This is a genomic window from Streptococcus sp. 27098_8_51 (assembly GCF_041432205.1).
Taxonomy (GTDB): Bacteria; Bacillota; Bacilli; order Lactobacillales; family Streptococcaceae; genus Streptococcus.
The window spans coordinates 80,311-100,572 of sequence record NZ_JAPVZE010000005.1 but is presented as its reverse complement, the minus strand read 5'-3'; the positions used below and the strand labels follow the sequence as shown (position 1 = coordinate 100,572).

The 20,262-nt window shown below is 41.1% G+C and carries 26 protein-coding genes; 20 read left to right on the top strand and 6 right to left on the bottom strand.

Annotated features, from left to right (window positions below):
* The first annotated feature begins 30 nt into the window (after positions 1 to 30).
* From O3622_RS05290 to O3622_RS05260, 7 genes are all read left to right on the top strand, one after another.
* Entirely contained in the window at positions 31 to 966 is a 936-nt protein-coding gene (locus tag O3622_RS05290) for a dihydroorotate oxidase (protein WP_070534608.1), read from the top strand.
* A gap of 33 nt (positions 967 to 999) precedes the next feature.
* Entirely contained in the window at positions 1,000 to 2,037 is a 1,038-nt protein-coding gene (gene holA / locus O3622_RS05285; protein WP_084945131.1) for a DNA polymerase III subunit delta, read from the top strand.
* 69 nt (positions 2,038 to 2,106) lie between these two features.
* A complete protein-coding gene (gene sodA / locus O3622_RS05280) occupies positions 2,107 to 2,712 on the top strand; it encodes a superoxide dismutase SodA (protein ID WP_049519616.1) in 606 nt (201 codons plus the stop codon).
* Between the two features lie 155 nt (positions 2,713 to 2,867).
* Positions 2,868 to 3,398 (top strand): YutD family protein, encoded by a 531-nt coding sequence (locus O3622_RS05275; RefSeq protein ID WP_049520693.1) that lies wholly within the window; start codon positions 2,868 to 2,870, stop codon positions 3,396 to 3,398.
* Positions 3,399 to 3,418: 20 nt separating this feature from the next.
* Positions 3,419 to 4,504: a 23S rRNA (adenine(2503)-C(2))-methyltransferase RlmN gene (gene rlmN, locus O3622_RS05270; RefSeq protein WP_000804762.1), complete on the top strand. Its 1,086-nt coding sequence runs from the start codon at positions 3,419 to 3,421 to the stop codon at positions 4,502 to 4,504.
* A 1-nt stretch (position 4,505) separates the two neighbouring features.
* Complete coding sequence (locus tag O3622_RS05265) at positions 4,506 to 4,985, top strand: VanZ family protein (RefSeq protein WP_000163106.1); 480 nt, start codon at positions 4,506 to 4,508, stop codon at positions 4,983 to 4,985.
* Between the two features lies 1 nt (position 4,986).
* On the top strand, positions 4,987 to 6,528 hold the full coding sequence (locus O3622_RS05260; protein WP_371607151.1) for an ABC-F family ATP-binding cassette domain-containing protein: 1,542 nt from the start codon (positions 4,987 to 4,989) through the stop codon (positions 6,526 to 6,528).
* A 42-nt stretch (positions 6,529 to 6,570) separates the two neighbouring features.
* On the opposite strand, the gene O3622_RS05255 is transcribed toward O3622_RS05260, so the two are convergent.
* A complete protein-coding gene (locus O3622_RS05255; RefSeq protein WP_125418180.1) occupies positions 6,571 to 6,810 on the bottom strand; it encodes a zinc-ribbon domain-containing protein in 240 nt (79 codons plus the stop codon).
* Positions 6,811 to 6,837: 27 nt separating this feature from the next.
* On the bottom strand, positions 6,838 to 7,644 hold the full coding sequence (locus tag O3622_RS05250; protein ID WP_049506116.1) for a peptidylprolyl isomerase: 807 nt from the start codon (positions 7,642 to 7,644) through the stop codon (positions 6,838 to 6,840).
* 216 nt (positions 7,645 to 7,860) lie between these two features.
* On the opposite strand from O3622_RS05250, the gene rpsP reads away from it, so the two are divergent.
* From rpsP to O3622_RS05205, 9 genes are all read left to right on the top strand, one after another.
* The gene (gene rpsP, locus O3622_RS05245; RefSeq protein ID WP_000268760.1) at positions 7,861 to 8,133 is read left to right on the top strand and encodes a 30S ribosomal protein S16; all 273 of its coding nucleotides are present in this window, start codon (positions 7,861 to 7,863) and stop codon (positions 8,131 to 8,133) included.
* A 19-nt stretch (positions 8,134 to 8,152) separates the two neighbouring features.
* A complete protein-coding gene (gene kphA, locus O3622_RS05240) occupies positions 8,153 to 8,392 on the top strand; it encodes an RNA-binding protein KphA (protein WP_000379617.1) in 240 nt (79 codons plus the stop codon).
* A 43-nt stretch (positions 8,393 to 8,435) separates the two neighbouring features.
* Positions 8,436 to 8,771, top strand: a complete 336-nt coding sequence (locus O3622_RS05235) for a MazG nucleotide pyrophosphohydrolase domain-containing protein (protein WP_316716939.1) — start codon at positions 8,436 to 8,438, stop codon at positions 8,769 to 8,771.
* A gap of 74 nt (positions 8,772 to 8,845) precedes the next feature.
* Entirely contained in the window at positions 8,846 to 9,397 is a 552-nt protein-coding gene (locus O3622_RS05230) for a putative immunity protein (protein ID WP_316716938.1), read from the top strand.
* A 129-nt stretch (positions 9,398 to 9,526) separates the two neighbouring features.
* Positions 9,527 to 10,429 (top strand): DMT family transporter, encoded by a 903-nt coding sequence (locus tag O3622_RS05225; RefSeq protein WP_371607150.1) that lies wholly within the window; start codon positions 9,527 to 9,529, stop codon positions 10,427 to 10,429.
* Positions 10,430 to 10,578: 149 nt separating this feature from the next.
* Entirely contained in the window at positions 10,579 to 11,436 is an 858-nt protein-coding gene (locus O3622_RS05220) for an alpha/beta fold hydrolase (protein ID WP_371607149.1), read from the top strand.
* Between the two features lie 75 nt (positions 11,437 to 11,511).
* Positions 11,512 to 12,030 (top strand): ribosome maturation factor RimM, encoded by a 519-nt coding sequence (gene rimM / locus O3622_RS05215; protein ID WP_042902149.1) that lies wholly within the window; start codon positions 11,512 to 11,514, stop codon positions 12,028 to 12,030.
* Positions 12,020 to 12,739, top strand: a complete 720-nt coding sequence (gene trmD, locus O3622_RS05210) for a tRNA (guanosine(37)-N1)-methyltransferase TrmD (RefSeq protein ID WP_000686930.1) — start codon at positions 12,020 to 12,022, stop codon at positions 12,737 to 12,739. Before rimM ends, trmD begins: the two co-directional genes overlap by 11 nt.
* Positions 12,740 to 12,750: 11 nt before the next feature.
* Positions 12,751 to 13,089 carry an ATP cone domain-containing protein gene (locus O3622_RS05205; protein ID WP_001196045.1) on the top strand — a complete coding sequence of 113 codons (339 nt, stop codon included), beginning with the start codon at positions 12,751 to 12,753 and terminating at the stop codon, positions 13,087 to 13,089.
* Positions 13,090 to 13,116: 27 nt separating this feature from the next.
* Here O3622_RS05205 and O3622_RS05200 read toward each other — a convergent pair whose 3' ends face one another.
* A complete protein-coding gene (locus O3622_RS05200; protein ID WP_070567577.1) occupies positions 13,117 to 13,437 on the bottom strand; it encodes a hypothetical protein in 321 nt (106 codons plus the stop codon).
* Between the two features lie 103 nt (positions 13,438 to 13,540).
* Between O3622_RS05200 and O3622_RS05195 the strand changes: the two genes are divergently transcribed.
* On the top strand, positions 13,541 to 13,759 hold the full coding sequence (locus O3622_RS05195; protein ID WP_000807419.1) for a YdbC family protein: 219 nt from the start codon (positions 13,541 to 13,543) through the stop codon (positions 13,757 to 13,759).
* A gap of 33 nt (positions 13,760 to 13,792) precedes the next feature.
* Here the strand turns inward: O3622_RS05195 and O3622_RS05190 are convergent, their stop codons facing one another.
* The 3 genes from O3622_RS05190 to gor all read right to left on the bottom strand — a co-directional run bounded on the left by O3622_RS05190 (position 13,793) and on the right by gor (position 16,769).
* Complete coding sequence (locus O3622_RS05190; protein ID WP_371607148.1) at positions 13,793 to 14,350, bottom strand: TetR/AcrR family transcriptional regulator; 558 nt, start codon at positions 14,348 to 14,350, stop codon at positions 13,793 to 13,795.
* Between the two features lie 392 nt (positions 14,351 to 14,742).
* Entirely contained in the window at positions 14,743 to 15,279 is a 537-nt protein-coding gene (locus tag O3622_RS05185; protein WP_000709011.1) for a biotin transporter BioY, read from the bottom strand.
* A 143-nt stretch (positions 15,280 to 15,422) separates the two neighbouring features.
* Positions 15,423 to 16,769: a glutathione-disulfide reductase gene (gene gor / locus O3622_RS05180; protein WP_371607147.1), complete on the bottom strand. Its 1,347-nt coding sequence runs from the start codon at positions 16,767 to 16,769 to the stop codon at positions 15,423 to 15,425.
* Between the two features lie 266 nt (positions 16,770 to 17,035).
* On the opposite strand from gor, the gene O3622_RS05175 reads away from it, so the two are divergent.
* Genes O3622_RS05175 through O3622_RS05165 form a run of 3 tightly spaced genes read left to right on the top strand, consistent with a single transcriptional unit; the run spans position 17,036 to position 20,165 of the window.
* A complete protein-coding gene (locus tag O3622_RS05175; RefSeq protein WP_000827877.1) occupies positions 17,036 to 18,220 on the top strand; it encodes an efflux RND transporter periplasmic adaptor subunit in 1,185 nt (394 codons plus the stop codon).
* The gene (locus O3622_RS05170) at positions 18,204 to 18,905 is read left to right on the top strand and encodes an ABC transporter ATP-binding protein (protein WP_008277719.1); all 702 of its coding nucleotides are present in this window, start codon (positions 18,204 to 18,206) and stop codon (positions 18,903 to 18,905) included. The genes O3622_RS05175 and O3622_RS05170 overlap by 17 nt, the downstream gene beginning before the upstream one ends.
* Positions 18,906 to 20,165 carry an ABC transporter permease gene (locus O3622_RS05165; RefSeq protein WP_001180395.1) on the top strand — a complete coding sequence of 420 codons (1,260 nt, stop codon included), beginning with the start codon at positions 18,906 to 18,908 and terminating at the stop codon, positions 20,163 to 20,165.
* The last annotated feature ends 97 nt before the right edge of the window (positions 20,166 to 20,262 follow it).

Below are 20,262 nucleotides of genomic sequence, written 5' to 3'. Positions count from 1 at the left end.
GAAATAAAAGGAATCTGGAGGATCAGAATCATGGTATCAACGAAAACACAAATAGCTGGCTTAGAGTTTGACAATTGCTTGATGAATGCAGCGGGTGTGGCTTGTATGACGATAGAAGAGCTTGAAGGAGTCAAAAACTCAGCGGCGGGTACTTTTGTTACGAAGACAGCGACCTTGGACTTTCGTCAGGGCAATCCTGAGCCACGTTATCAGGATGTTCCACTTGGTTCTATCAACTCAATGGGATTACCAAATAATGGTTTAGACTATTATCTGGACTATCTTTTGGACTTGCAGGAAAAAGAACCAAACCGTACTTTCTTCCTATCTTTAGTTGGCATGTCTCCAGAAGAAACACATACCATCTTGAAAAAAGTTCAAGAGAGCGAATTTAAAGGATTGACAGAGCTTAATCTCTCTTGTCCAAATGTTCCAGGAAAACCTCAGATTGCTTATGATTTTGAGACAACAGACCGTATCTTGGCAGAAGTTTTTGCCTACTTTACCAAACCTCTTGGAATTAAGCTCCCACCATATTTTGACATTGTTCACTTTGACCAAGCGGCAGCTATTTTCAACAAATATCCGCTCAAGTTTGTCAACTGCGTTAACTCTATCGGAAACGGTCTTTACATAGAAGACGAGTCAGTCGTGATTCGTCCTAAAAATGGTTTTGGTGGCATTGGTGGAGAGTATATCAAACCGACTGCTCTTGCTAATGTGCACGCCTTTTACCAACGTCTCAATCCGCAAATCCAAATCATCGGAACGGGTGGCGTCTTGACAGGTCGTGATGTCTTTGAACACATCCTCTGTGGTGCCAGCATGGTGCAGGTTGGAACCACCCTTCACAAGGAAGGCGTCGGTGCTTTTGAGCGCATTACCAATGAACTAAAAGCAATCATGGCGGAAAAAGGATACGAGAGCCTAGAAGATTTCCGTGGGAAATTGCGTTATATTGACTAAACAAAATAGAAAAACAAGAAGAAAGGAGAGAAGATGCTAGCAATAGAAGAGAGCCAAAAGGTATCTCTATCAAATTTATCTAGCTTGAATCTATTTACTGGGACAGACCAGGGTCAGTTTGAAGTTATGAAGAGTCAAGTGTTGAAGCAGATTGGTTATGATTCAGCTGATCTCAATTTTGCTTACTTTGATATGAAAGAAGTAGCCTATAAAGACTTAGAGTTGGAGTTGGTCAGTCTCCCTTTCTTTGCGGATGAAAAAATCGTGATATTAGACCATTTTGTCGATATCACAACAGCCAAGAAACGCTTTTTAGCAGATGATGAGCTCAAGTCGTTTGAGGCATACCTTGATAACCCTTCGCCAACAACCAAGTTATTGATATTTGCAGAAGGAAAGCTAGATAGTAAGAGACGGCTGGTCAAATTGCTCAAACGAGATGCGACTGTCTTTGATGCTATTGAACCCAAGGAACAAGAACTCCGCCAGTATTTCCAAAAATGGAGTCAGACACAAGGTCTGCAGTTTGTGGGGCAATCCTTTGAAAATCTACTTATCAAATCTGGTTTTCAATTTAGTGAAATCCAGAAAAATCTCCTTTTTTTACAGTCTTATAAGTCAGATGGCATGATAGAGGAGAAGGATATTGTCGAGGCTATTCCAAAGACCCTGCAGGACAATATTTTTGATTTGACTCAGCTTATCTTGGGCAAAAAGATCGATCAGGCCCGTGACTTGGTCAGAGATTTGACCTTGCAAGGGGAGGATGAGATCAAGCTCATAGCTGTCATGTTAGGACAGTTTCGTACCTTTACCCAAGTGAAGATTTTATCAGAGACTGGTCAGACGGAATCGCAGATTGTAAGCAGTCTGGGAACTTATTTGGGGCGAAATCCTAATCCTTATCAAATTAAGTTTGCATTGAGAGATTCGAGAGGGATTTCCTTAGATTTTCTCAAGCGAGCGATTTCTTATTTGATTGAAACAGACTATCAGATTAAGACAGGTATCTATGAAAAAGGTTACTTGTTTGAAAAGGCACTTTTGCAGATCGCGGCAGAAGCAAATTGAGCAAAAAACTTGAAAAAAGAGGATGATTGCGTTATCATTTTCATATAGAAAGAAAAAGAGGTATTACAGATGGCTATTATCTTACCAGACCTTCCATACGCATACGACGCTTTGGAACCATACATAGATGCAGAAACAATGCACTTGCACCATGACAAACACCATCAAACTTATGTCAACAATGCAAATGCTGCTCTTGAAAAACACCCTGAAATCGGTGAAGACCTTGAAGCCTTGCTTGCTGATGTAGATTCTATCCCAGCTGATATCCGTCAAGCACTTATCAACAATGGTGGTGGACACTTGAACCACGCTCTTTTCTGGGAATTGATGACTTCTGAAAAGACTGCTCCTTCAGCAGAACTTGCAGCAGCAATCGACGCAACATTTGGTTCATTTGAAGAGTTCCAAGCAGCCTTTACAGCAGCAGCCACAACTCGCTTCGGTTCTGGCTGGGCATGGTTGGTTGTCAACAAAGAAGGGAAGCTTGAAGTAACTTCAACAGCAAACCAAGATACACCAATCTCAGAAGGTAAAAAACCAATCTTGGGCTTGGACGTTTGGGAACATGCTTACTACGTGAAATACCGCAACGTGCGTCCTGACTACATCAAAGCTTTCTTCTCAGTGATTAACTGGAACAAGGTAGACGAGCTTTACGCAGCAGCTAAATAATAAAATGTGGAGGGAAGAGTCAATCTTCTCTTTTTAAGGTTATAAAGCAGAAGTCTGACAAAATCGTCAGACTTTTTTCATTTTTATGAGAAACGTGCTAACTGCTAGAAATTATGGTAAAATAGAGTGTTAAGTAATCGTGGAAAAGGAAGACTATGCGTAAAGAAATTGCACCTGAATTATACAACTATAACAAGTTTCCTGGCCCAGAATTTCAAGTAAATGGGGATAAGGTTGAGACTGAAGGGATTGCTTTTACCTTGGTTGAAAATATCAAGGATGCCTTCGATGTGACAGTCTTTAATCAACGCTTCTCAGAAGTGTTGACCAAGTTTGATTATGTCGTGGGGGACTGGAGCAATGAACAGCTCCGCCTACGTGGTTTTTACAAAGACGATCGAACAGAGGAAAAAATTGAAAAGATCAGTCGCTTACAGGACTATCTTTTGGAGTACTGTAGTTATAGTTGTGCCTATTTTGTCCTAGAAAACCAAGCACCGAAGCGTGCGTCATTTGACAAGAAATCGCGTAAAAAGGAAGAGGAAAACCTTCCTAGAAGAGGCAAGAAACCTTCTCAAAACAAGAGAAAACCAAATGCGGATAAGCGAAATAGACGTCGTCATAAGGACCAAAAGTCTCAGAAAGAGGACAAAGGACAGCGCCATTTTGTCATTCGTCAGAAATAGATAGAGAATAAGGAGTAGAGATGAAACCGTCTATTTATAGTTTAACACGTCAAACCATGCAAGAATGGGTATTAGAACAGGGAGAAAAGAAATTCCGAGCAGATCAAATCTGGGAATGGCTCTACCGTAAACGTGTGCAGTCCTTTGAAGAAATGACCAACCTTTCCAAGGATTTGATTGCCAAGCTCAATGACCAGTTTGTCGTAAATCCTTTGAAACAGCGGATCGTACAAGAGTCAGCTGACGGTACTGTTAAGTATCTTTTCGAGTTGCCAGATGGCATGTTGATTGAGACAGTACTCATGCGTCAACACTACGGTTTGTCAGTATGTGTGACCACTCAGGTTGGCTGTAATATTGGTTGTACCTTCTGTGCGTCAGGCTTGATCAAGAAGCAACGTGACCTCAATAACGGGGAAATAGTAGCGCAGATTATGCTGGTTCAGAAATACTTTGATGAGCGTGGTCAGGACGAACGTGTCAGCCATATCGTTGTCATGGGAATTGGTGAACCATTTGATAACTACAACAATGTATTGAATTTCGTTCGTACCATCAATGATGACAAGGGGATGGCTATCGGTGCTCGTCACATCACAGTTTCAACTTCAGGTTTGGCTCATAAAATTCGTGATTTTGCTAATGAAGGAGTACAGGTCAATCTCGCTGTTTCCCTTCACGCACCAAACAATGAATTGCGTTCAAGCATCATGAAGATCAACCGTGCCTTTCCGATTGAAAAGCTCTTTGCAGCTATTGAGTACTATATCGAAACAACCAATCGTCGTGTAACTTTTGAATACATCATGCTCAATGAAGTCAACGATGGTGTAGAACAAGCCTTGGAATTGGCTGAATTGCTCAAAAACATCAAGAAATTGTCATATGTCAACTTGATTCCCTATAACCCAGTTAGTGAACATGACCAATATAGCCGTAGTCCTAAAGAGCGCGTGATGGCCTTCTACGATACCCTCAAGAAAAAAGGGGTCAACTGTGTTGTTCGTCAAGAGCATGGTACAGATATTGATGCAGCTTGTGGACAATTACGCTCCAATACAATGAAACGTGACCGCCAGAAGGCAGTCGCAGCGGTAAATCCATAAAATGACTAAAAAAAGAGAATTAATCTTAAGATTGGGAGTGGCTGTTTACAGCCTATGCATTGTCTGTTTTTGCTTCACTCCCCAGCCTCAACTTCCTACAGGAGTGGAAACTCCAGGTATTCAAACTTTTGGACGCCTGGTTTTTCTTTTAACTCCCTTAAACTCCCTTTGGAATCTGGGTGAAGTGACTAGTTTGGGACAAGTCCTTTGGATCTTTTTGCAGAATATTTTAAATGTCTTCTTGCTTTTCCCGCTGATTTTCCAACTTCTCTATCTTATGCCTGGTCTAAGAAATACTAAGAAAGTGATTTTGTTCAGTTTTTTACTAAGTCTAGGAATTGAGTGTACGCAACTAGTTTTAGATTTTTTCTTCGACTTTAATCGCGTCTTTGAGATTGATGATTTGTGGACCAATACCTTGGGAGGCTATTTGGCTTGGCTCCTCTATAAAGGACTGCATAAAAACAAGATAAGGAATTAGAATGAGTATTTTAGAAGTTAAAAATTTGAGTCACGGTTTTGGTGATCGTGCAATTTTTGAAGATGTCTCCTTCCGTCTCCTCAAGGGAGAACATATCGGCTTAGTCGGTGCCAATGGTGAAGGAAAATCAACCTTTATGAGTATCGTGACTGGTAAGATGTTACCTGACGAAGGAAAGGTGGAGTGGTCTAAGTATGTGACTGCTGGCTATCTGGATCAGCATGCTGTGCTAAAGGAAGGTCAAACTGTTCGCGATGTTCTTCGTACGGCCTTTGATGAGCTATTTAAAGCAGAAGTTCGCATCAATGGCCTCTATATGGAGATGGCAGAAGAGGGAGCAGATATCGACGCGCTGATGGAAGAAGTCGGGGAGCTCCAAGATCGTTTGGAGAGTCGAGACTTCTATACTTTGGATGCCAAGATTGATGAAGTGGCGCGTGCTCTCGGTGTCATGGACTATGGCATGGATACGGATGTAACAGCCTTATCAGGTGGACAAAGAACCAAGGTGCTTTTGGCTAAACTCCTCCTTGAAAAACCAGATATTTTGTTGCTTGACGAGCCAACCAACTACTTGGATGCTGAACACATTGACTGGCTCAAGCGTTATCTCCAAAACTATGAAAATGCTTTTGTCCTCATTTCTCACGATATTCCTTTCCTCAACGACGTAATCAATATCGTCTATCATGTTGAAAATCAACAGTTGACGCGTTACTCTGGTGACTACTACCAGTTCCAAGAAGTTTATGCTATGAAGAAATCTCAACTGGAAGCAGCCTATGAGCGTCAACAGAAAGAAATTGCCGACCTCAAGGATTTCGTGGCTCGAAACAAAGCGCGTGTTGCAACGCGTAATATGGCCATGTCCCGTCAAAAGAAACTCGATAAGATGGATATCATTGAACTCCAAAGCGAGAAACCAAAGCCGTCCTTTGATTTCAAACCAGCTCGCACCCCTGGGCGCTTTATCTTCCAAGCCAAGGACTTGCAGATTGGTTATGACCGTCCCCTTACCAAGCCCTTAAATCTTACCTTTGAACGCAATCAAAAGGTTGCCATTATCGGGGCAAATGGTATCGGGAAAACAACTCTCTTGAAGTCTCTCTTGGGCATTATTCCACCAATCGCTGGAGAAGTCGAACGAGGTGACTACCTAGAACTTGGTTACTTTGAACAGGAAGTAGAAGGAGGCAATCGTCAAACACCACTAGAGGCTGTTTGGAATGCCTTTCCAGCCCTTAACCAAGCAGAAGTCCGTGCAGCCCTTGCTCGTTGTGGGTTGACAACTAAGCACATCGAAAGCCAAATTCAGGTTTTGTCAGGTGGAGAACAAGCCAAGGTGCGTTTCTGTCTCTTGATGAATCGTGAAAACAACGTCTTAGTGCTGGACGAGCCGACCAACCACTTGGATGTAGATGCCAAGGATGAACTCAAACGGGCGCTTAAAGAATACAAAGGAAGCATTCTAATGGTTTGCCACGAACCAGACTTCTATGAAGGCTGGATGGACCAAATCTGGGATTTTAACAAGCTAACTTAACAGCGCTAAAAAAGCCAAGTTGAAATGACTTGGCTTTTTTGACTAGTAATTTAAAAATCTTTCAACTTCAGATTTCTCAATTTCTTTACCGTAGTGGCAAATCGGACAAGAAACGAAGAAACTTTTACCATAAGGAAAAAGTGGAATCCAGTAGAGGGTAAATTTGCGTCCAGTTTCTACAATCTCCCAAGTGTCAACATTGTTACAGTGACCACATTCGATCGCTGTTTGAGTATGTCCCAAATCTTTCTGATAACCTTTAGAACCCCAAAATAAAATCATGTCATCGTCTCCTTATCTGTTGATGGCTTATTTTTTGCTGAAATCGTAGTCTTTTACCACTTCGATACTATCAATGGTGATAGCAGACGTTGGTTTGTCTTTCTCATCTTTTTCAGCCTTGGCAATTTTGTCAACAATATCCATGCCATCGATGACTTGACCAAAGACAGGGTGTTTGCCGTCTAGACTTGGATTTCCACCTTCTTTATAGGCTTCGATGATTTTCTTTGGATACTTGCTTGTAGGGAGTTTAGCTGAAATATCTGTTGAATTTTGGTTGATGAAGAACTGGCTACCGTTGGTGTTTGGTTGACCAGTGTTAGCCATAGCAAGGGCTCCTCGGATATTGTATAGGTAAGGAGAGATTTCATTTTTGAAACCAGTTCCCTTGTCCTTCGTTTTATCCTTATCATGCCAGATAGATTGGCCTCCTGTACCATCTCCCTTAGGATCTCCAGTTTGAACCATAAAGCCATCGATGACACGGTGGAAGGTGATGCCGTTATAGTAGCCTTCCTTAGCGTGAGTAAGGAAGTTTTCAACCGCAAGAGGTGCTAGTTTTGGAAAGAGTTTGATGCGGATATCGCCTTGATTTGTGTGTAAAATGACCTCAGCTTCGTCTTCAGCAACTTCCTTAGAAAGTTGAGGGAAGTTGGCATTGTCATTGGTCAATGCGTCATTCAAATCTTTGGCAGCCTGAGCAGCTGCTTTTGAGCTTTCTTCAGCTGAGATGCTAGAGTCGACATACTCATCACCACGGAGACCACGTTGGATACTAGTACATCCAGCAAGGGCTACAGTTGATAGTAAAAGAAGGGTTGCTAGTTTTTTCATTGTTAACCTCTCAAAAATTCATTTCTACTATTGTACCTTAAAAGGGAGGTGATTTCAAATGTAAAAGATTTTACTAAAAATTTCTAGTAGTTAAAAAAATTAAAACTCTGTCAAGTTTTTTTCTTGACACCTGTCAGAAATCTGCTATAATAGAACATGTGCTAAATAGCTCAGCTATTTCACCGAAATAAAAAATAAGAAAAGAGACATTAAAAAATGGCAGTTAAAATCCGTTTGACTCGTATGGGTTCTAAGAAAAAACCTTTCTACCGTATCAACGTAGCAGACTCACGTTCACCACGTGACGGACGTTTCATCGAAACAGTTGGAACTTACAACCCACTTGTTGCTGAAAACCAAGTGACTTTGAAAGAAGACCGCGTTCTTGCATGGTTGGCTGATGGAGCTCAACCTTCAGATACAGTTCGCAACATCCTTTCAAAAGAAGGCGTATTGAAAAAATTCCACGATTCTAAATTCTCAAAATAAGTTTAAAGTAGGTTGACAGATGGATACGATTGAAAATCTCATTATTGCGATTGTGAAACCTTTGATTTCACAACCTGATGCCTTAACTATCAAGATTGAAGACACACCAGAGTTTTTGGAGTATCACTTGGATCTTGACCAAAGCGATGTCGGTCGTGTTATCGGTCGTAAGGGTCGCACTATTTCAGCGATAAGAACGATTGTCTACTCTGTCCCAACTGAAGACAAAAAAGTAAGAATCGTTATCGATGAAAAATAAAAAAAGCGGGACAGATGTCTCGCTTTTTTGTGGAGAGCAGAGGATGAAAGATTTAACGTTTAGACAATTACAAGCTTACTTACTCGACCATTACCAGCAATATCGAACCGAGGAAGGCCTCTTTATCAAGCTAGTGGAGGAAGTCGGAGAAGTAGCTGAGGTCTTGAATGGGCGCTCTGGTCGAAAAGAGGATGTCCAGGACTCAAATGAGGAACTAGCCAAAGAACTGGCTGATATTATTCACTACACGGTCGCCATTGCGGCTATTAATGACATCGATCTAACCAAAACTATCTTTGACAAAGATAAGAAGGCTGCCATTAAGTATCAGCACAAACAAGATTTGGAAGGATTTTTGGATAACTTCCAAGAGAACTAGGAGTAATCTCTTTTCACTAATATGAAAGGTTTCTCCTAGCTTACGCTAGCTAGTAAGAAAGAATAGAGAAAGCAATGAAACCAGAGGATTATGCATGGAATGAGTTTGAACGAACTGGCTATAAGACTAAAATGAATCACCTACCCAGTCCTTACAAAGTTGCCATTTGGGATGACTCTGAGAAAAGATTGGAGCTAGAACAAATACTGGATAGACTTCCTCAGAAAGAACTAGCTCGATGGGCATTAGAGAACTCGCAAGATTTCTTATCTTTAATTGATATTGGTGATGAAGGTGAGAAAAATAAAATAATTCGGCAAACTTATGAGGCTTTTGATGCACGATTGAGAAATGAGTTCTCACCTCATGAGTTGAGAAAAGCAGGTTTCGCAGCAAATCTTCTCTCTAAAAATGCCCAAAATCAAATCGCTAAGTACGCTGCAAGAGTCTTTGTACAAGCTATTTCAACAGCCCATATGAGAGGACACGCCATCGTTTCCGCGGATTATGCTATCAAAGTAAGGAATCTCCAAGAGGCAGACAAGCTAGAACTTGTAAGAAAAGAACGAGAAAAGCAGATCAGACTGGCTGAATCCTTTTTAGCTAATGTAATAGATAAACGGTGAAAGAAGGAATAAAATACCAATCCTAGAAATAGCATCTAGGATTTTACTATGCTAAAATGGATAGACAGTCTCAAAGAATTCTAGTCAATCAATCTTGAGAATAGCTATTTTTAAAGGGAGTAACATTCTATGAACGAGAAAACAAAAGCTTACCTAGCAGCCTTATCTTTTTCAGCCATCATTGGATTTTCTTTTTTATTTACAAAGATAGCTTTGGGCTATGCCAGTCCTCTTACAAACTTGGCACATCGCTATACAATCGCTGCTCTGGTATTGGTCATCCTTCATCAAACAAAACTTATCAATGTGAGTTTGAGTAGAAAAGATATTCTTTCTATTCTTCCTATGAGTCTTTTCTATCCACTTCTCTTTTTTATTTTCCAATCCTTTGCTTTACAGTATATATCGTCTTCTGAAGCGGGAATTTTACAGGCTCTTGTACCGATTTTTACTCTCCTTTTGGCATCGGTCTTTCTCAAGGAAAAAACAAGTTTGTTGCAAAAGTTCTTTTTAATTTTATCCGTAGCAGGAGTAGTTTTCATCTTCCTTAGCAAAGGAGCGAACTTTAGTACGGAAACTGCTAGCTTGGGCTTTCTCTTGATGTTGGGATCCGTTCTTGCCAATGCGATAAACAATATCCTCAGCAAGGCTAAAGGAGGTCGCTATCGGGCCATGGATATGACAGTTGTTGTGATATTTGTTGGCTTCGTCACCTTTAATATACTGAGTCTGACCTCTCACTATCTAGAGGGGAACATATTAGCTTACTTTGCGCCACTTGGACAGGTACCCTATCTGCTTTCCATCCTCTATTTGGGAATTTTAGCCTCTATAGTTACTGGTAGTCTCTCTATCTATGCTATCGTTCGCCTCGGGGCATCAACCGTCAGTGTATTTGGCAATCTTGGAACAGTTTTGACCATTCTAGCTGGAGCTCTTATCCTCCACGAACCAATTTATAGTTACCATGTGATTGGAGCTACTCTGATTCTTGCTGGAATCTTAGGCATGAATCTGATGAGAAAAAAGTAAAGATTGCTTAGCAGTCTTTTTCTTTATCCAAATGATGCAGAAAATTCAAAATTTTTAATGAAATTAAGTTTAGAAAACGACGATTTTAATATAGCATGATAAAATAGATACAAAGAATGATATCAGGATAAAGAGGAGCGAATGTAGAAATGAAGCCAAATGATATAGCTGAAGCTATTGCTTTTTATAACAGAGAATCTGAGGTGTTGGAACGTCACCTTATAGCAGTCGTAGATTGTGATTTGGTTGTTTATCATCGTCCTGGAAACGCAAGTAAAGGGCATATTATTTTTTATCATGGAGCTTGTGGACGTAGTCAGATGTGGGCCCACCAGTATGATGCTTTTGATGGATTTGACCTTTACTTTGTCAATGTTAGAGGGCAGGGTGAATCACCTATGAAAGTTGGTCTACCTGACTTGGAAGGTGCTGTTCAAGATGTAGATGCCATTTTGTCCTATTTCCAGTTGGATAAGGTGATATTGGTTGGTCATTCTTGGGGAGGAAATCCACTTCAAGAGTATACCTATCGCCATCCAGAAAGAGTCCTAGCCTTGGTCATGGTAGATAGTTGGGGACAGCATCGATACCTATCAGAGAAAGAAAGAGGTCGAATCAAATATAGTTCTCTTATGTACAAGACGATTCCTTGGAAGGTGATTGCTGATAAAAACTCAAAAATGTGTACTGATAACCCTATCACAAGAGAATTGGTCAAGACGGCTATTATAGAAACTGGGCGAGATGTTTTCTTGAACCTTGGAATCACAGGTTTCTTGGCAGTCCATGAGATAGAAGGATATAAAGGAAATTCTCCCATGCTATTAGTAAGAGGAGAAAACGATTTCCCCAAACACCTAAAAATAATCTATGATGGTATCATCGCTCTCAATCCCAATGCGCGTCAAGTAACGATTTCAGACAGCAAACACCAACCGATGAATGACCACCCTAAAGAGTTTAATCAGATAGTTGGTGATTTTTTTGAAGAAGTAGTAGCCTTGTAAGATAGAACCTATCCAACTTGTGAAAATCCCTGGAACGTGATAAAATAAAGGATAGAAATAGATACAGGAGACAAGATGAACTACTTTAATGTTGGAAAAATCGTTAATACGCAGGGTCTACAGGGTGAGATGCGAGTCTTGTCTGTGACGGATTTTGCCGAGGAACGATTTAAAAAGGGAGCAGAGTTGGCTTTATTTGATGAAAAAGATCAGTTTGTCCAAACAGTGACCATCGCTAGCCACCGCAAGCATAAGAACTTTGACATTATCAAATTCAAAGACATGTATCATATCAATGCGATTGAAAAGTACAAGGGTTATAGTCTCAAGGTCGCTGAGGAAGATTTGAACGATTTAGATGATGGTGAATTCTACTATCACGAGATTATCGGTTTGGATGTTTACGAGGGAGATAACTTGGTTGGAACCATCAAGGAAATTCTGCAACCAGGAGCCAACGATGTCTGGGTGGTCAAACGAAAAGGCAAGCGTGATTTGCTTTTACCTTACATTCCGCCAGTAGTTCTCAATGTTGATATTCCAAACAAACGGGTTGATGTGGACATCTTAGAAGGGTTAGATGATGAAGATTGATATTTTAACCCTCTTTCCTGAGATGTTTTCTCCGCTGGAACACTCGATTGTTGGGAAGGCTCGAGAAAAAGGGCTCTTGGATATCCAGTATCATAATTTCAGAGAATATGCTGAAAAGGCCCGTCATGTTGACGATGAACCTTACGGAGGCGGTCAGGGGATGTTGCTAAGGGCTCAACCCATTTTCGATGCCTTTGATGCTATTGAAAAGAAAAATCCCCGTGTCATTCTTCTTGATCCTGCAGGTAAACAGTTCGATCAAGCTTACGCTGAGGATTTAGCTCAGGAAGATGAACTGATCTTTATTTGTGGTCACTATGAAGGGTATGACGAGCGCATCAAGACCTTGGTAACCGATGAAATTTCCCTAGGAGACTATGTTTTGACTGGAGGAGAATTGGCGGCCATGACCATGATTGATGCGACCGTGCGCTTGATACCAGAAGTGATTGGTAAGGAGTCTAGCCACCAAGATGATAGCTTCTCTTCGGGACTTCTTGAATATCCTCAGTACACTCGCCCTTATGACTATAGAGGCATGGTCGTGCCAGATGTGCTCATGAGTGGGCACCATGAAAAGATTCGCCAGTGGCGGCTCTATGAGAGTCTAAAGAAAACCTACGAGCGCAGACCTGACCTGCTAGAAAACTATCAACTGACAGCCGAAGAAGAAAAGATGCTGGCTGAAATCAAAGAAAACAAAGAATAAAGGAGAACCTTATGCAAGTAATCAAACGTAATGGAGAAATTGCTGAATTTGATCCAGATAAAATTTACCAAGCTGTCCTAAAGGCAGCTCAAACAGTTTATGTTTTGACCGATGACCTGCGTCAAAACCTAGCGCAAGTTACTAAAAAAGTCGTTTTGGACTTGGAAGAAGCAAAAGTGGAACGTGCGACTATCAGCATGATCCAATCAATGGTCGAGCACCGCTTACTTGGAGCTGGCTACATTACCATTGCAGAACACTATATCTCTTATCGCTTGCAACGCGATTTGGAGAGAAGTGGTTATGGCGACCATATCGCAGTTCACCTTCATTTTGAACAAATCCGTTAAGAAAAAGAGTGGGATGCAAAGAACATCTCACTCTTTCTTAAATAGACTTTTCTGAGCTTTTTGTACAGTTGAGGGAACGAAACGAAGTCGCTTAATGTCACTGATACGAATGATTCGGGTCACGTTTTTTGAAAAATTTTTGACGATAATTTGTTGGCGATTAGCATCGTGTTTGACAATATCACCCGTAAAACTTGTCTCAGCAAGTATGACATGAACAGCCGTCTTTTTACGGATGGCTTGTTCAATCATAGCAGTGAGGGAGTTGTCCTCGATTTGAGGATGATCATCATTCCCATTGAGAAAACCATGTAGTTTATCTAGAACTAGTTTGAATGTCTGTCTCATAGAATCCTCCCTTCTTATATATCCACATTATATAAAATTTTCCTAAAAACCACAAGATTTTTACGAATAGACTATAGAAAGCATATCACATAAAGGAGTTAAAATGGCAGAATTTACATTTGAGATTGAAGAACACTTGCTCACCTTGTCTGAAAATGACAAAGGATGGACAAAAGAACTAAATAGAGTCAGCTTTAATGGAGCACCAGCAAAGTTTGATATTCGTTCTTGGAGTCCTGACCATACTAAAATGGGCAAAGGAATCACGCTTTCCAATGAAGAATTTCAGGTAATGGTCGATGCCTTTAAAGGGGGACAATAAAAAGAATCTTGAGTGCAACTCAAGATTCTTTTTTTAGGACACAATATAGTCACAGAGAGAAGTCTTAGACAATTGAATGAAAGTCTCTCTATACTCTTCAGGTGGGATTGGATTATCTTTACGAATCCAGACTTCAATGAAAGAGATTGCCATGGTCGTAATGATATAAGCGATGTCCTCTTTATTAAAATTATATTTCAGTTGGTAATTGACATTCTTTAGTACCCACTCTGAGTATATTCCACGCAGAAATTCCTTCCAACATGGGTCGACTTGTGTGGTATACAAGGTGCTAATAACTTCCCTTTTTTCGTATATGAGAGGAAGTATATGGTCTGCTAAAAAGCTGATAGGATCTCCATCATTGCTAGGGCAGTACTTATTAAAGACGTTAAAAATGTGCTGATTGGTCTCTTCGTGAATGTATTCGATAATATCTTCAAAGTTGTTAAAATGCTTTTGATAAATCGCTTGTCGTGAAATACCAGCTTCAGCAGCAATTTCAGTCATTGTAAAGGAACTACGCTGAGGATTTTTCTTAGCTAGTGTGATGAGAGCCCCAATGATTAGCTCACGAGTATTCTTTGCCATAGAATTACCTTTCTACTTATAATTATTTACAGTTATTTTTGAATGAAGAAAAATCAGAATGTTCAAGTTAATATAAACAATCAATGAACATTAAATTTTCTGAATCTTTTAGGTAGCTCTATTGTATCATAAATGATTTATAAAATATAGCTCAATCATTGAAAATGCGTTTTCTGAAAAGTATACAATTGCTAAGCATCCAAAATCAATAGAAGCTTATTCGGTTTGAATCAATTAGAATACTTTTCTACTTTGCATATTGTGAATAGCTATAATTTGAAGAATAAAACGATTAATATTCATACTGGTATAAGAATAGTCGAGTATCTAAATAGTGTACAGTTGATTCTTAGAAAGGAAATAGTCCAGAACAATTGTTCTGGACTATTCTTTTATCTTGAAAAATATGGAAGACTTTTCAATCGTTCGAGTAGGGGACGACTAATGAAACTAATGGCAATAATCTTACCAAGATCAGGGAGGATAAAGGGAAGGACGCCAACAGCGAGTGCCTTGTCAAGTGGCATACCAGCAAGGAAGTGGAGGCTGAGAATACCTCCGACAAAGACGAGGGAGTCACCCAAGAGGTTGGCTAGGAAAATGCGAATGTAGCCACTTTTTTGATGGATGAGATAAGATGTAAGTCCAGCATAGACAAGGTCGAACCAAAGATAGCCTGCACTTGGACCGACTAAAACGTGAAATCCAGCTCCTCCCCCTGCAAAAACAGGTAAACCAATGGCACCCAGCAAGAGATAGAGAGCTACAGATAGAACAGCTTCTCTGGGTCTAAAAACAGTAGCAATCAGACCAATCGCAAAGTTTTGCAAAGTGAAAGGTACAGGACCGATAGGGAGACTGATTTGTGCCAATACGGCGATGAGAGCTGCACCGATAGCAGGGATAGCATATATATGAGCTTTTTTCAAAACTGTTAACCTCTTTTCAAAATTATAGTAACTATTATACTAATTCAGAAAGAAAAGTCAACCTATTTTTGAAATCAAGGTAACAATTTTGTAACGGCCGATTTTACAAGTAAAAAGAGACCTCAAGAGGTCTCTTACAATAATTAGCGCATGGTTACAAATTCTTCTGAGGCGGTTGGGTGGATAGCTACTGTAGCATCAAAGTCCGCCTTGGTAGCCCCCATCTTGATGGCAACAGCGAATCCTTGAATCATCTCATCCACTCCATAACCAAGTCTGTGTAGGCCAATAACTTTTTCGTCATCACCGGCGGTGATGAGTTTGAAACGAGATTCTTGACGATGGCTTGTAACGGCTGAGTACATAGATGCAAAGCTTGACTTGTAGACTTTGATGTTATCTTGGCCGTATTCTTTGATAGCTTGATCCTCGGTCAAACCGACTGTTCCGATTGCTGGGTGGGAGAAGACAACAGTAGGGATAGTCGTGTAGTCCATCTTGGCATTTGTTTTCCCGTTGAAGAGGCGTTCAGATAAGGTACGTCCTGCCTTGATGGCTACCGGGGTCAGTTCCTTCTCACCAGTAACATCTCCAAGAGCATAGATGCCATCTACAACTGTATTTTGGTATTCATCTACTTGGATAAATCCACGTTGGTTGAGTGTGACGCCAGCCTTTTCTAACTCCAGACCGTCTACATTTGGACGGCGACCGGTAGCCCAGATAACTTGGCTGGCAGTGTGACTAGAACCATCTTCGAAATGAATGGTAATACCTTGCTCTGATTCTTCTAGTTTGGCTGGTACCTTATGTGTGTGTAAAGGTAGACCTGTTTTTTCCATTTCATTGACAAGTCCTTCAACGATGTAGCTGTCAAAACCACGCAAGGGACGATCACGACGGACAAACAAATCCGTTTTTACTCCTAGTGCGTGGAGAACACCTGCTAATTCAACGGCGATATAGCCAGCTCCAAGAATCGCAACGGAGTCAGGAAGTTGCTCCCAAGCAAAGACATCGTCTGAGCTGCCACCGAGTTCAGCTCCAGGAATAGTTGGGATGCTTGGACGAGCGCCAGTCGCAATCACGATATGCTTGGCACGAATCAATTCACCATTAACGCTGACCGTATGAGCATCAACGAAATGAGCACGACCTTCAATCAAATCAACCCCATTGCGCTTGAAACTTCCGTCATAAGATGAGCGAGCACGGTCGATGTAGGCTTCACGGTTTTGACGAAGTTTAGTAAAATCAAATTGAACATCTGAACTTGTAAAACCGTAGTCAGGGCCGTAGTGGTGGAAGTTTTCAGCGATTTGCGCTCCATACCACATGATTTTTTTAGGAACACAGCCGACATTGACGCAGGTTCCACCTAATTTTTTCTCTTCGATAACAGCAGCTTTTGCACCGTGTTCGCCAGCGCGGTTCATAGTGGCAATGCCGCCGCTTCCTCCACCGATGGCGATGATATCATATTCTCTCATAGAAAACTCCTTATAGCTTTGATAGTCATATTCTATCGTTTTTATTTTTTGAATGCAAAAATCTGCTACGATAAAAAAATTATAAAAACGCTTGCCAAATTCAAAAAGATATTGTATTATATATCTAGCACAATAATCCAATAAACGAATACCGAACGAAATAATGATCCTGAATTGTCATTGTTTCCATCTGAACTGTTATTGTTTGGGCTTGGTATTTCTGATATAATGGTTTTTGTAAGGCAAAAGAATAAAGGAGCTTAAAAATGAAAAGAAATAAGAAGGCAAAAAAATGGCAATTATACACAGCGATTGGTGTTGCCAGTGCTATTGTTATCGGTGCTGCGGGGATTTTGATTTTTAGACAACCTTCCCAGTCAGCAGTCAAGGAGGAAACCTCTCATATCGTTACTGCTAAGGAAGGTTCTGTTGCTTCATCGGTCCTCTTGTCAGGTACGGTTACAGCAAAAAATGAACAATACGTTTATTTTGATGCTAGTAAGGGAGATTTAGATGAAATTCTCGTTTCGGTTGGAGACAAGGTCGAAGAAGGGCAAGCTTTGGTCAAATACAGCAGTGCAGATGCTCAAGCTGCCTATGATGCAGCCGATCGTGCAGTTGCAAAGGCAGACCGTCATATCGAGGAGTTAAACAAGGCTCGTGAAAATGCATCAGCTACACCAGCTTCTCCACAGGTTCCAACAGAAGCTGGACTCCCAGAACAAGCGCAAGCAGCGACTTCTTCAGTATCCTCTATCGACTCTCAAATCAGTGATGCCAAGGATAACCGTGCAGATGCTGTGGCTCAGCTCAACAAGGCTCAAGCACAGCTAGATGCCGCAACTGTCCTCAGTACACTAGAAGGGACTGTAGTTGAAGTTAATCGTAATGTTTCCAAATCGCCAACAGGTAATAGCCAAGTGGTAGTACATGTCGTAAGTAATGAAAACTTGCAGGTCAAAGGGGAGTTGTCTGAATACAACCTTGCTAACCTTTCTGTTGGGCAAGAAGTTACCTTTACTTCGAAGGTTTACCAAGATAAGAGCTGGACTGGAAAAATCAGCTATATTTCTGATTATCCTAAAAACAATGGAGAAGCAGCAAATGCAGCCCTTGGAGGAAATACTGGCTCTAAGTACCCTTATACTGTTGATGTGACCAGCGATATCGGTGAGTTGAAACAAGGCTTCTCTGTCAGTGTGGAAGTCAAAAATAAGAGTAAGGCCATCCTTGTTCCTTTGACAAGTGTTGTTACCGAAAATGACAAAAACTATGTCTGGATCGTTGACGACCAGAAAAAAGCGAAGAAGGTAGAAGTTACTTTGGGGAATGCGGACGCAGACAACCAAGAAATTACTTCAGGTGTGACAGACGGAGCCAAGGTCATCAGTAATCCAACATCTTCCTTGGAAGAAGGAAAAGAGGTGAAGGATGATGAAAAAATTAATTAGTCTAAAAAATATCTGCAGGAGTTATCGAAATGGTGAGCAAGAACTACAGGTCCTAAAAAATATTAACTTAGAAGTTCATGAAGGTGAGTTTGTTGCCATTATGGGACCATCTGGTTCTGGTAAGTCTACGTTGATGAATACCATAGGAATGTTGGATACACCAACTAGTGGAGAGTACTATCTTGATGGCCAAGAAGTGGCAGGTCTTGGAGAGAAACAATTGGCCAAGGTCCGTAACCAGCAAATCGGCTTTGTCTTTCAGCAGTTCTTTCTCTTGTCCAAGCTTAATGCTCTTCAAAATGTCGAATTGCCCTTGATTTACGCTGGTGTTTCGGCTTCAAAACGTCGGAAATTGGCTGAGGAATTTCTGGAAAAAGTTGAGCTGACGGAGCGCAGTCATCATTTGCCTTCCGAGTTATCAGGTGGTCAAAAGCAACGTGTAGCGATTGCGCGTGCCTTGGTAAATAATCCCTCTATCATCCTAGCGGACGAACCCACAGGAGCCTTGGATACCAAGACAGGAAATCAAATCATGCAGCTGTTGGTTGAGTTAAACAAGGAAGGGAAAACCATTATCATGGTCACGCACGAGCCTGAGATTGCTGCTTATGCCAAACGCCAAATTGTCATTCGTGATGGGGTCATCTCATCAGACAGTGCTCTGGTAGAAAAGGAGGAAAACTAGATGCAGAATCTGAAATTTGCCTTTTCATCCATCATGGCCCACAAGATGCGTTCCTTCCTCACCATGATTGGGATTATCATCGGAGTTTCGTCTGTCGTTGTCATCATGGCTCTGGGAGACTCCATGTCTCGTCAGGTCAATAAAAACATGACCAAATCACAGAAGGATATCCATGTCTTTTTCTCACCTATCAAAAGCAAGGACGGCTCCTTTACGCAGAAACAATCCGCTTTGACAGTCAGCGGGAAAGAAGAGGATGTTCATGTTGAACCACCAAAACCACTAGAATCCTGGGTCAAGGAAGCTGCCAAACTCAAAGGAGTAGACAGTTACTATGTCACCAACTCGACCAACGTTACCTTGTCTTATAAGGATAAGAAGGTTGAACGAGCGACTCTGACAGGCGGAAATAGCACCTACATGAACGCAGTTGAAAATGAAATCGTTGCGGGTAGAAGTCTAAGACAGCAAGACTACAAGGAATTTGCCAGTGTGATTTTGTTGGATGAAGAACTAGCCAAGAGTTTGTTTGATAGTCCAGAAGCTGCGGTAAATCAAATCATCTCTGTTAATGAATTTAGTTACCGTGTGATTGGCGTTTATACCAGCAATGAAGCCAAAACTGCTAAAGCCTTTGGGATTGGTGGTCTTCCAATTACGACCAATATTTCTCTCGCAGCCAATTTTAATACTGATGAAATTTCGAACATCGTCTTTCGTGTCAATGATACTAGTCTAACGCAGACCTTGGGTCCGGAGTTGGCTCGAAAACTGACTGAGATTGCTGGTCTTCAGCAAGGGGAGTACCAAGTTGCGGATGCAACCGCTGCCTTCCAAGAAGTACAACAACTCTTTGGTTTTATGACCACCATTATCAGTGCCATCGCAGGAATCTCTCTCTTTGTCGGGGGAACTGGTGTTATGAATATCATGCTGGTTTCGGTGACAGAACGCACACGTGAGATTGGTCTGCGGAAAGCTCTCGGAGCTACTCGGGCTAATATCTTGGTACAGTTTTTGATTGAATCCATGATCCTGACTTTGTTAGGTGGTGTCATTGGTCTTGGGATTGCTGCTGGAATGACCATGTTAGCTGGAGTATTGCTTCAAAACATGATTGCAGGTATTGAAGTTGGGGTTTCCCTCCCAATCGCTCTCTTTAGCTTGGCTGTGTCAGCAAGTGTTGGGATGATTTTCGGAGTCTTGCCAGCCAATAAAGCGTCTAAACTTGATCCGATTGAAGCCCTTCGTTATGAATAAGATATAGAACAGAAAAAAACAAGATGGACAGTTGTCTATCTTGTTTTTGTATGGATTTTCCTATCGAAAATCACTAAAAATATGATATAATGAAGTG

Excerpts from the sequence above, each read along its gene's own strand:
- O3622_RS05195 (WP_000807419.1), top strand. The coding sequence starts at position 13,541 with ATGGCAGAATTTACATTTGAGATTGAAGAACACTTGCTCACCTTGTCT.
- O3622_RS05230 (WP_316716938.1), top strand. The coding sequence starts at position 8,846 with ATGAAACCAGAGGATTATGCATGGAATGAGTTTGAACGAACTGGCTAT.
- O3622_RS05235 (WP_316716939.1), top strand. The coding sequence starts at position 8,436 with ATGAAAGATTTAACGTTTAGACAATTACAAGCTTACTTACTCGACCAT.
- O3622_RS05205 (WP_001196045.1), top strand. The coding sequence starts at position 12,751 with ATGCAAGTAATCAAACGTAATGGAGAAATTGCTGAATTTGATCCAGAT.
- gor (WP_371607147.1), bottom strand. The coding sequence starts at position 16,769 with ATGAGAGAATATGATATCATCGCCATCGGTGGAGGAAGCGGCGGCATT.
- O3622_RS05175 (WP_000827877.1), top strand. The coding sequence starts at position 17,036 with ATGAAAAGAAATAAGAAGGCAAAAAAATGGCAATTATACACAGCGATT.
- O3622_RS05225 (WP_371607150.1), top strand. The coding sequence starts at position 9,527 with ATGAACGAGAAAACAAAAGCTTACCTAGCAGCCTTATCTTTTTCAGCC.
- O3622_RS05255 (WP_125418180.1), bottom strand. The coding sequence starts at position 6,810 with ATGATTTTATTTTGGGGTTCTAAAGGTTATCAGAAAGATTTGGGACAT.
- O3622_RS05165 (WP_001180395.1), top strand. The coding sequence starts at position 18,906 with ATGCAGAATCTGAAATTTGCCTTTTCATCCATCATGGCCCACAAGATG.
- O3622_RS05290 (WP_070534608.1), top strand. The coding sequence starts at position 31 with ATGGTATCAACGAAAACACAAATAGCTGGCTTAGAGTTTGACAATTGC.
- O3622_RS05200 (WP_070567577.1), bottom strand. The coding sequence starts at position 13,437 with ATGAGACAGACATTCAAACTAGTTCTAGATAAACTACATGGTTTTCTC.
- trmD (WP_000686930.1), top strand. The coding sequence starts at position 12,020 with ATGAAGATTGATATTTTAACCCTCTTTCCTGAGATGTTTTCTCCGCTG.
- O3622_RS05265 (WP_000163106.1), top strand. The coding sequence starts at position 4,506 with ATGACTAAAAAAAGAGAATTAATCTTAAGATTGGGAGTGGCTGTTTAC.
- sodA (WP_049519616.1), top strand. The coding sequence starts at position 2,107 with ATGGCTATTATCTTACCAGACCTTCCATACGCATACGACGCTTTGGAA.
- O3622_RS05190 (WP_371607148.1), bottom strand. The coding sequence starts at position 14,350 with ATGGCAAAGAATACTCGTGAGCTAATCATTGGGGCTCTCATCACACTA.
- O3622_RS05220 (WP_371607149.1), top strand. The coding sequence starts at position 10,579 with ATGAAGCCAAATGATATAGCTGAAGCTATTGCTTTTTATAACAGAGAA.
- O3622_RS05170 (WP_008277719.1), top strand. The coding sequence starts at position 18,204 with ATGAAAAAATTAATTAGTCTAAAAAATATCTGCAGGAGTTATCGAAAT.
- rlmN (WP_000804762.1), top strand. The coding sequence starts at position 3,419 with ATGAAACCGTCTATTTATAGTTTAACACGTCAAACCATGCAAGAATGG.
- rimM (WP_042902149.1), top strand. The coding sequence starts at position 11,512 with ATGAACTACTTTAATGTTGGAAAAATCGTTAATACGCAGGGTCTACAG.
- rpsP (WP_000268760.1), top strand. The coding sequence starts at position 7,861 with ATGGCAGTTAAAATCCGTTTGACTCGTATGGGTTCTAAGAAAAAACCT.
- O3622_RS05275 (WP_049520693.1), top strand. The coding sequence starts at position 2,868 with ATGCGTAAAGAAATTGCACCTGAATTATACAACTATAACAAGTTTCCT.
- O3622_RS05250 (WP_049506116.1), bottom strand. The coding sequence starts at position 7,644 with ATGAAAAAACTAGCAACCCTTCTTTTACTATCAACTGTAGCCCTTGCT.
- O3622_RS05260 (WP_371607151.1), top strand. The coding sequence starts at position 4,987 with ATGAGTATTTTAGAAGTTAAAAATTTGAGTCACGGTTTTGGTGATCGT.
- kphA (WP_000379617.1), top strand. The coding sequence starts at position 8,153 with ATGGATACGATTGAAAATCTCATTATTGCGATTGTGAAACCTTTGATT.
- holA (WP_084945131.1), top strand. The coding sequence starts at position 1,000 with ATGCTAGCAATAGAAGAGAGCCAAAAGGTATCTCTATCAAATTTATCT.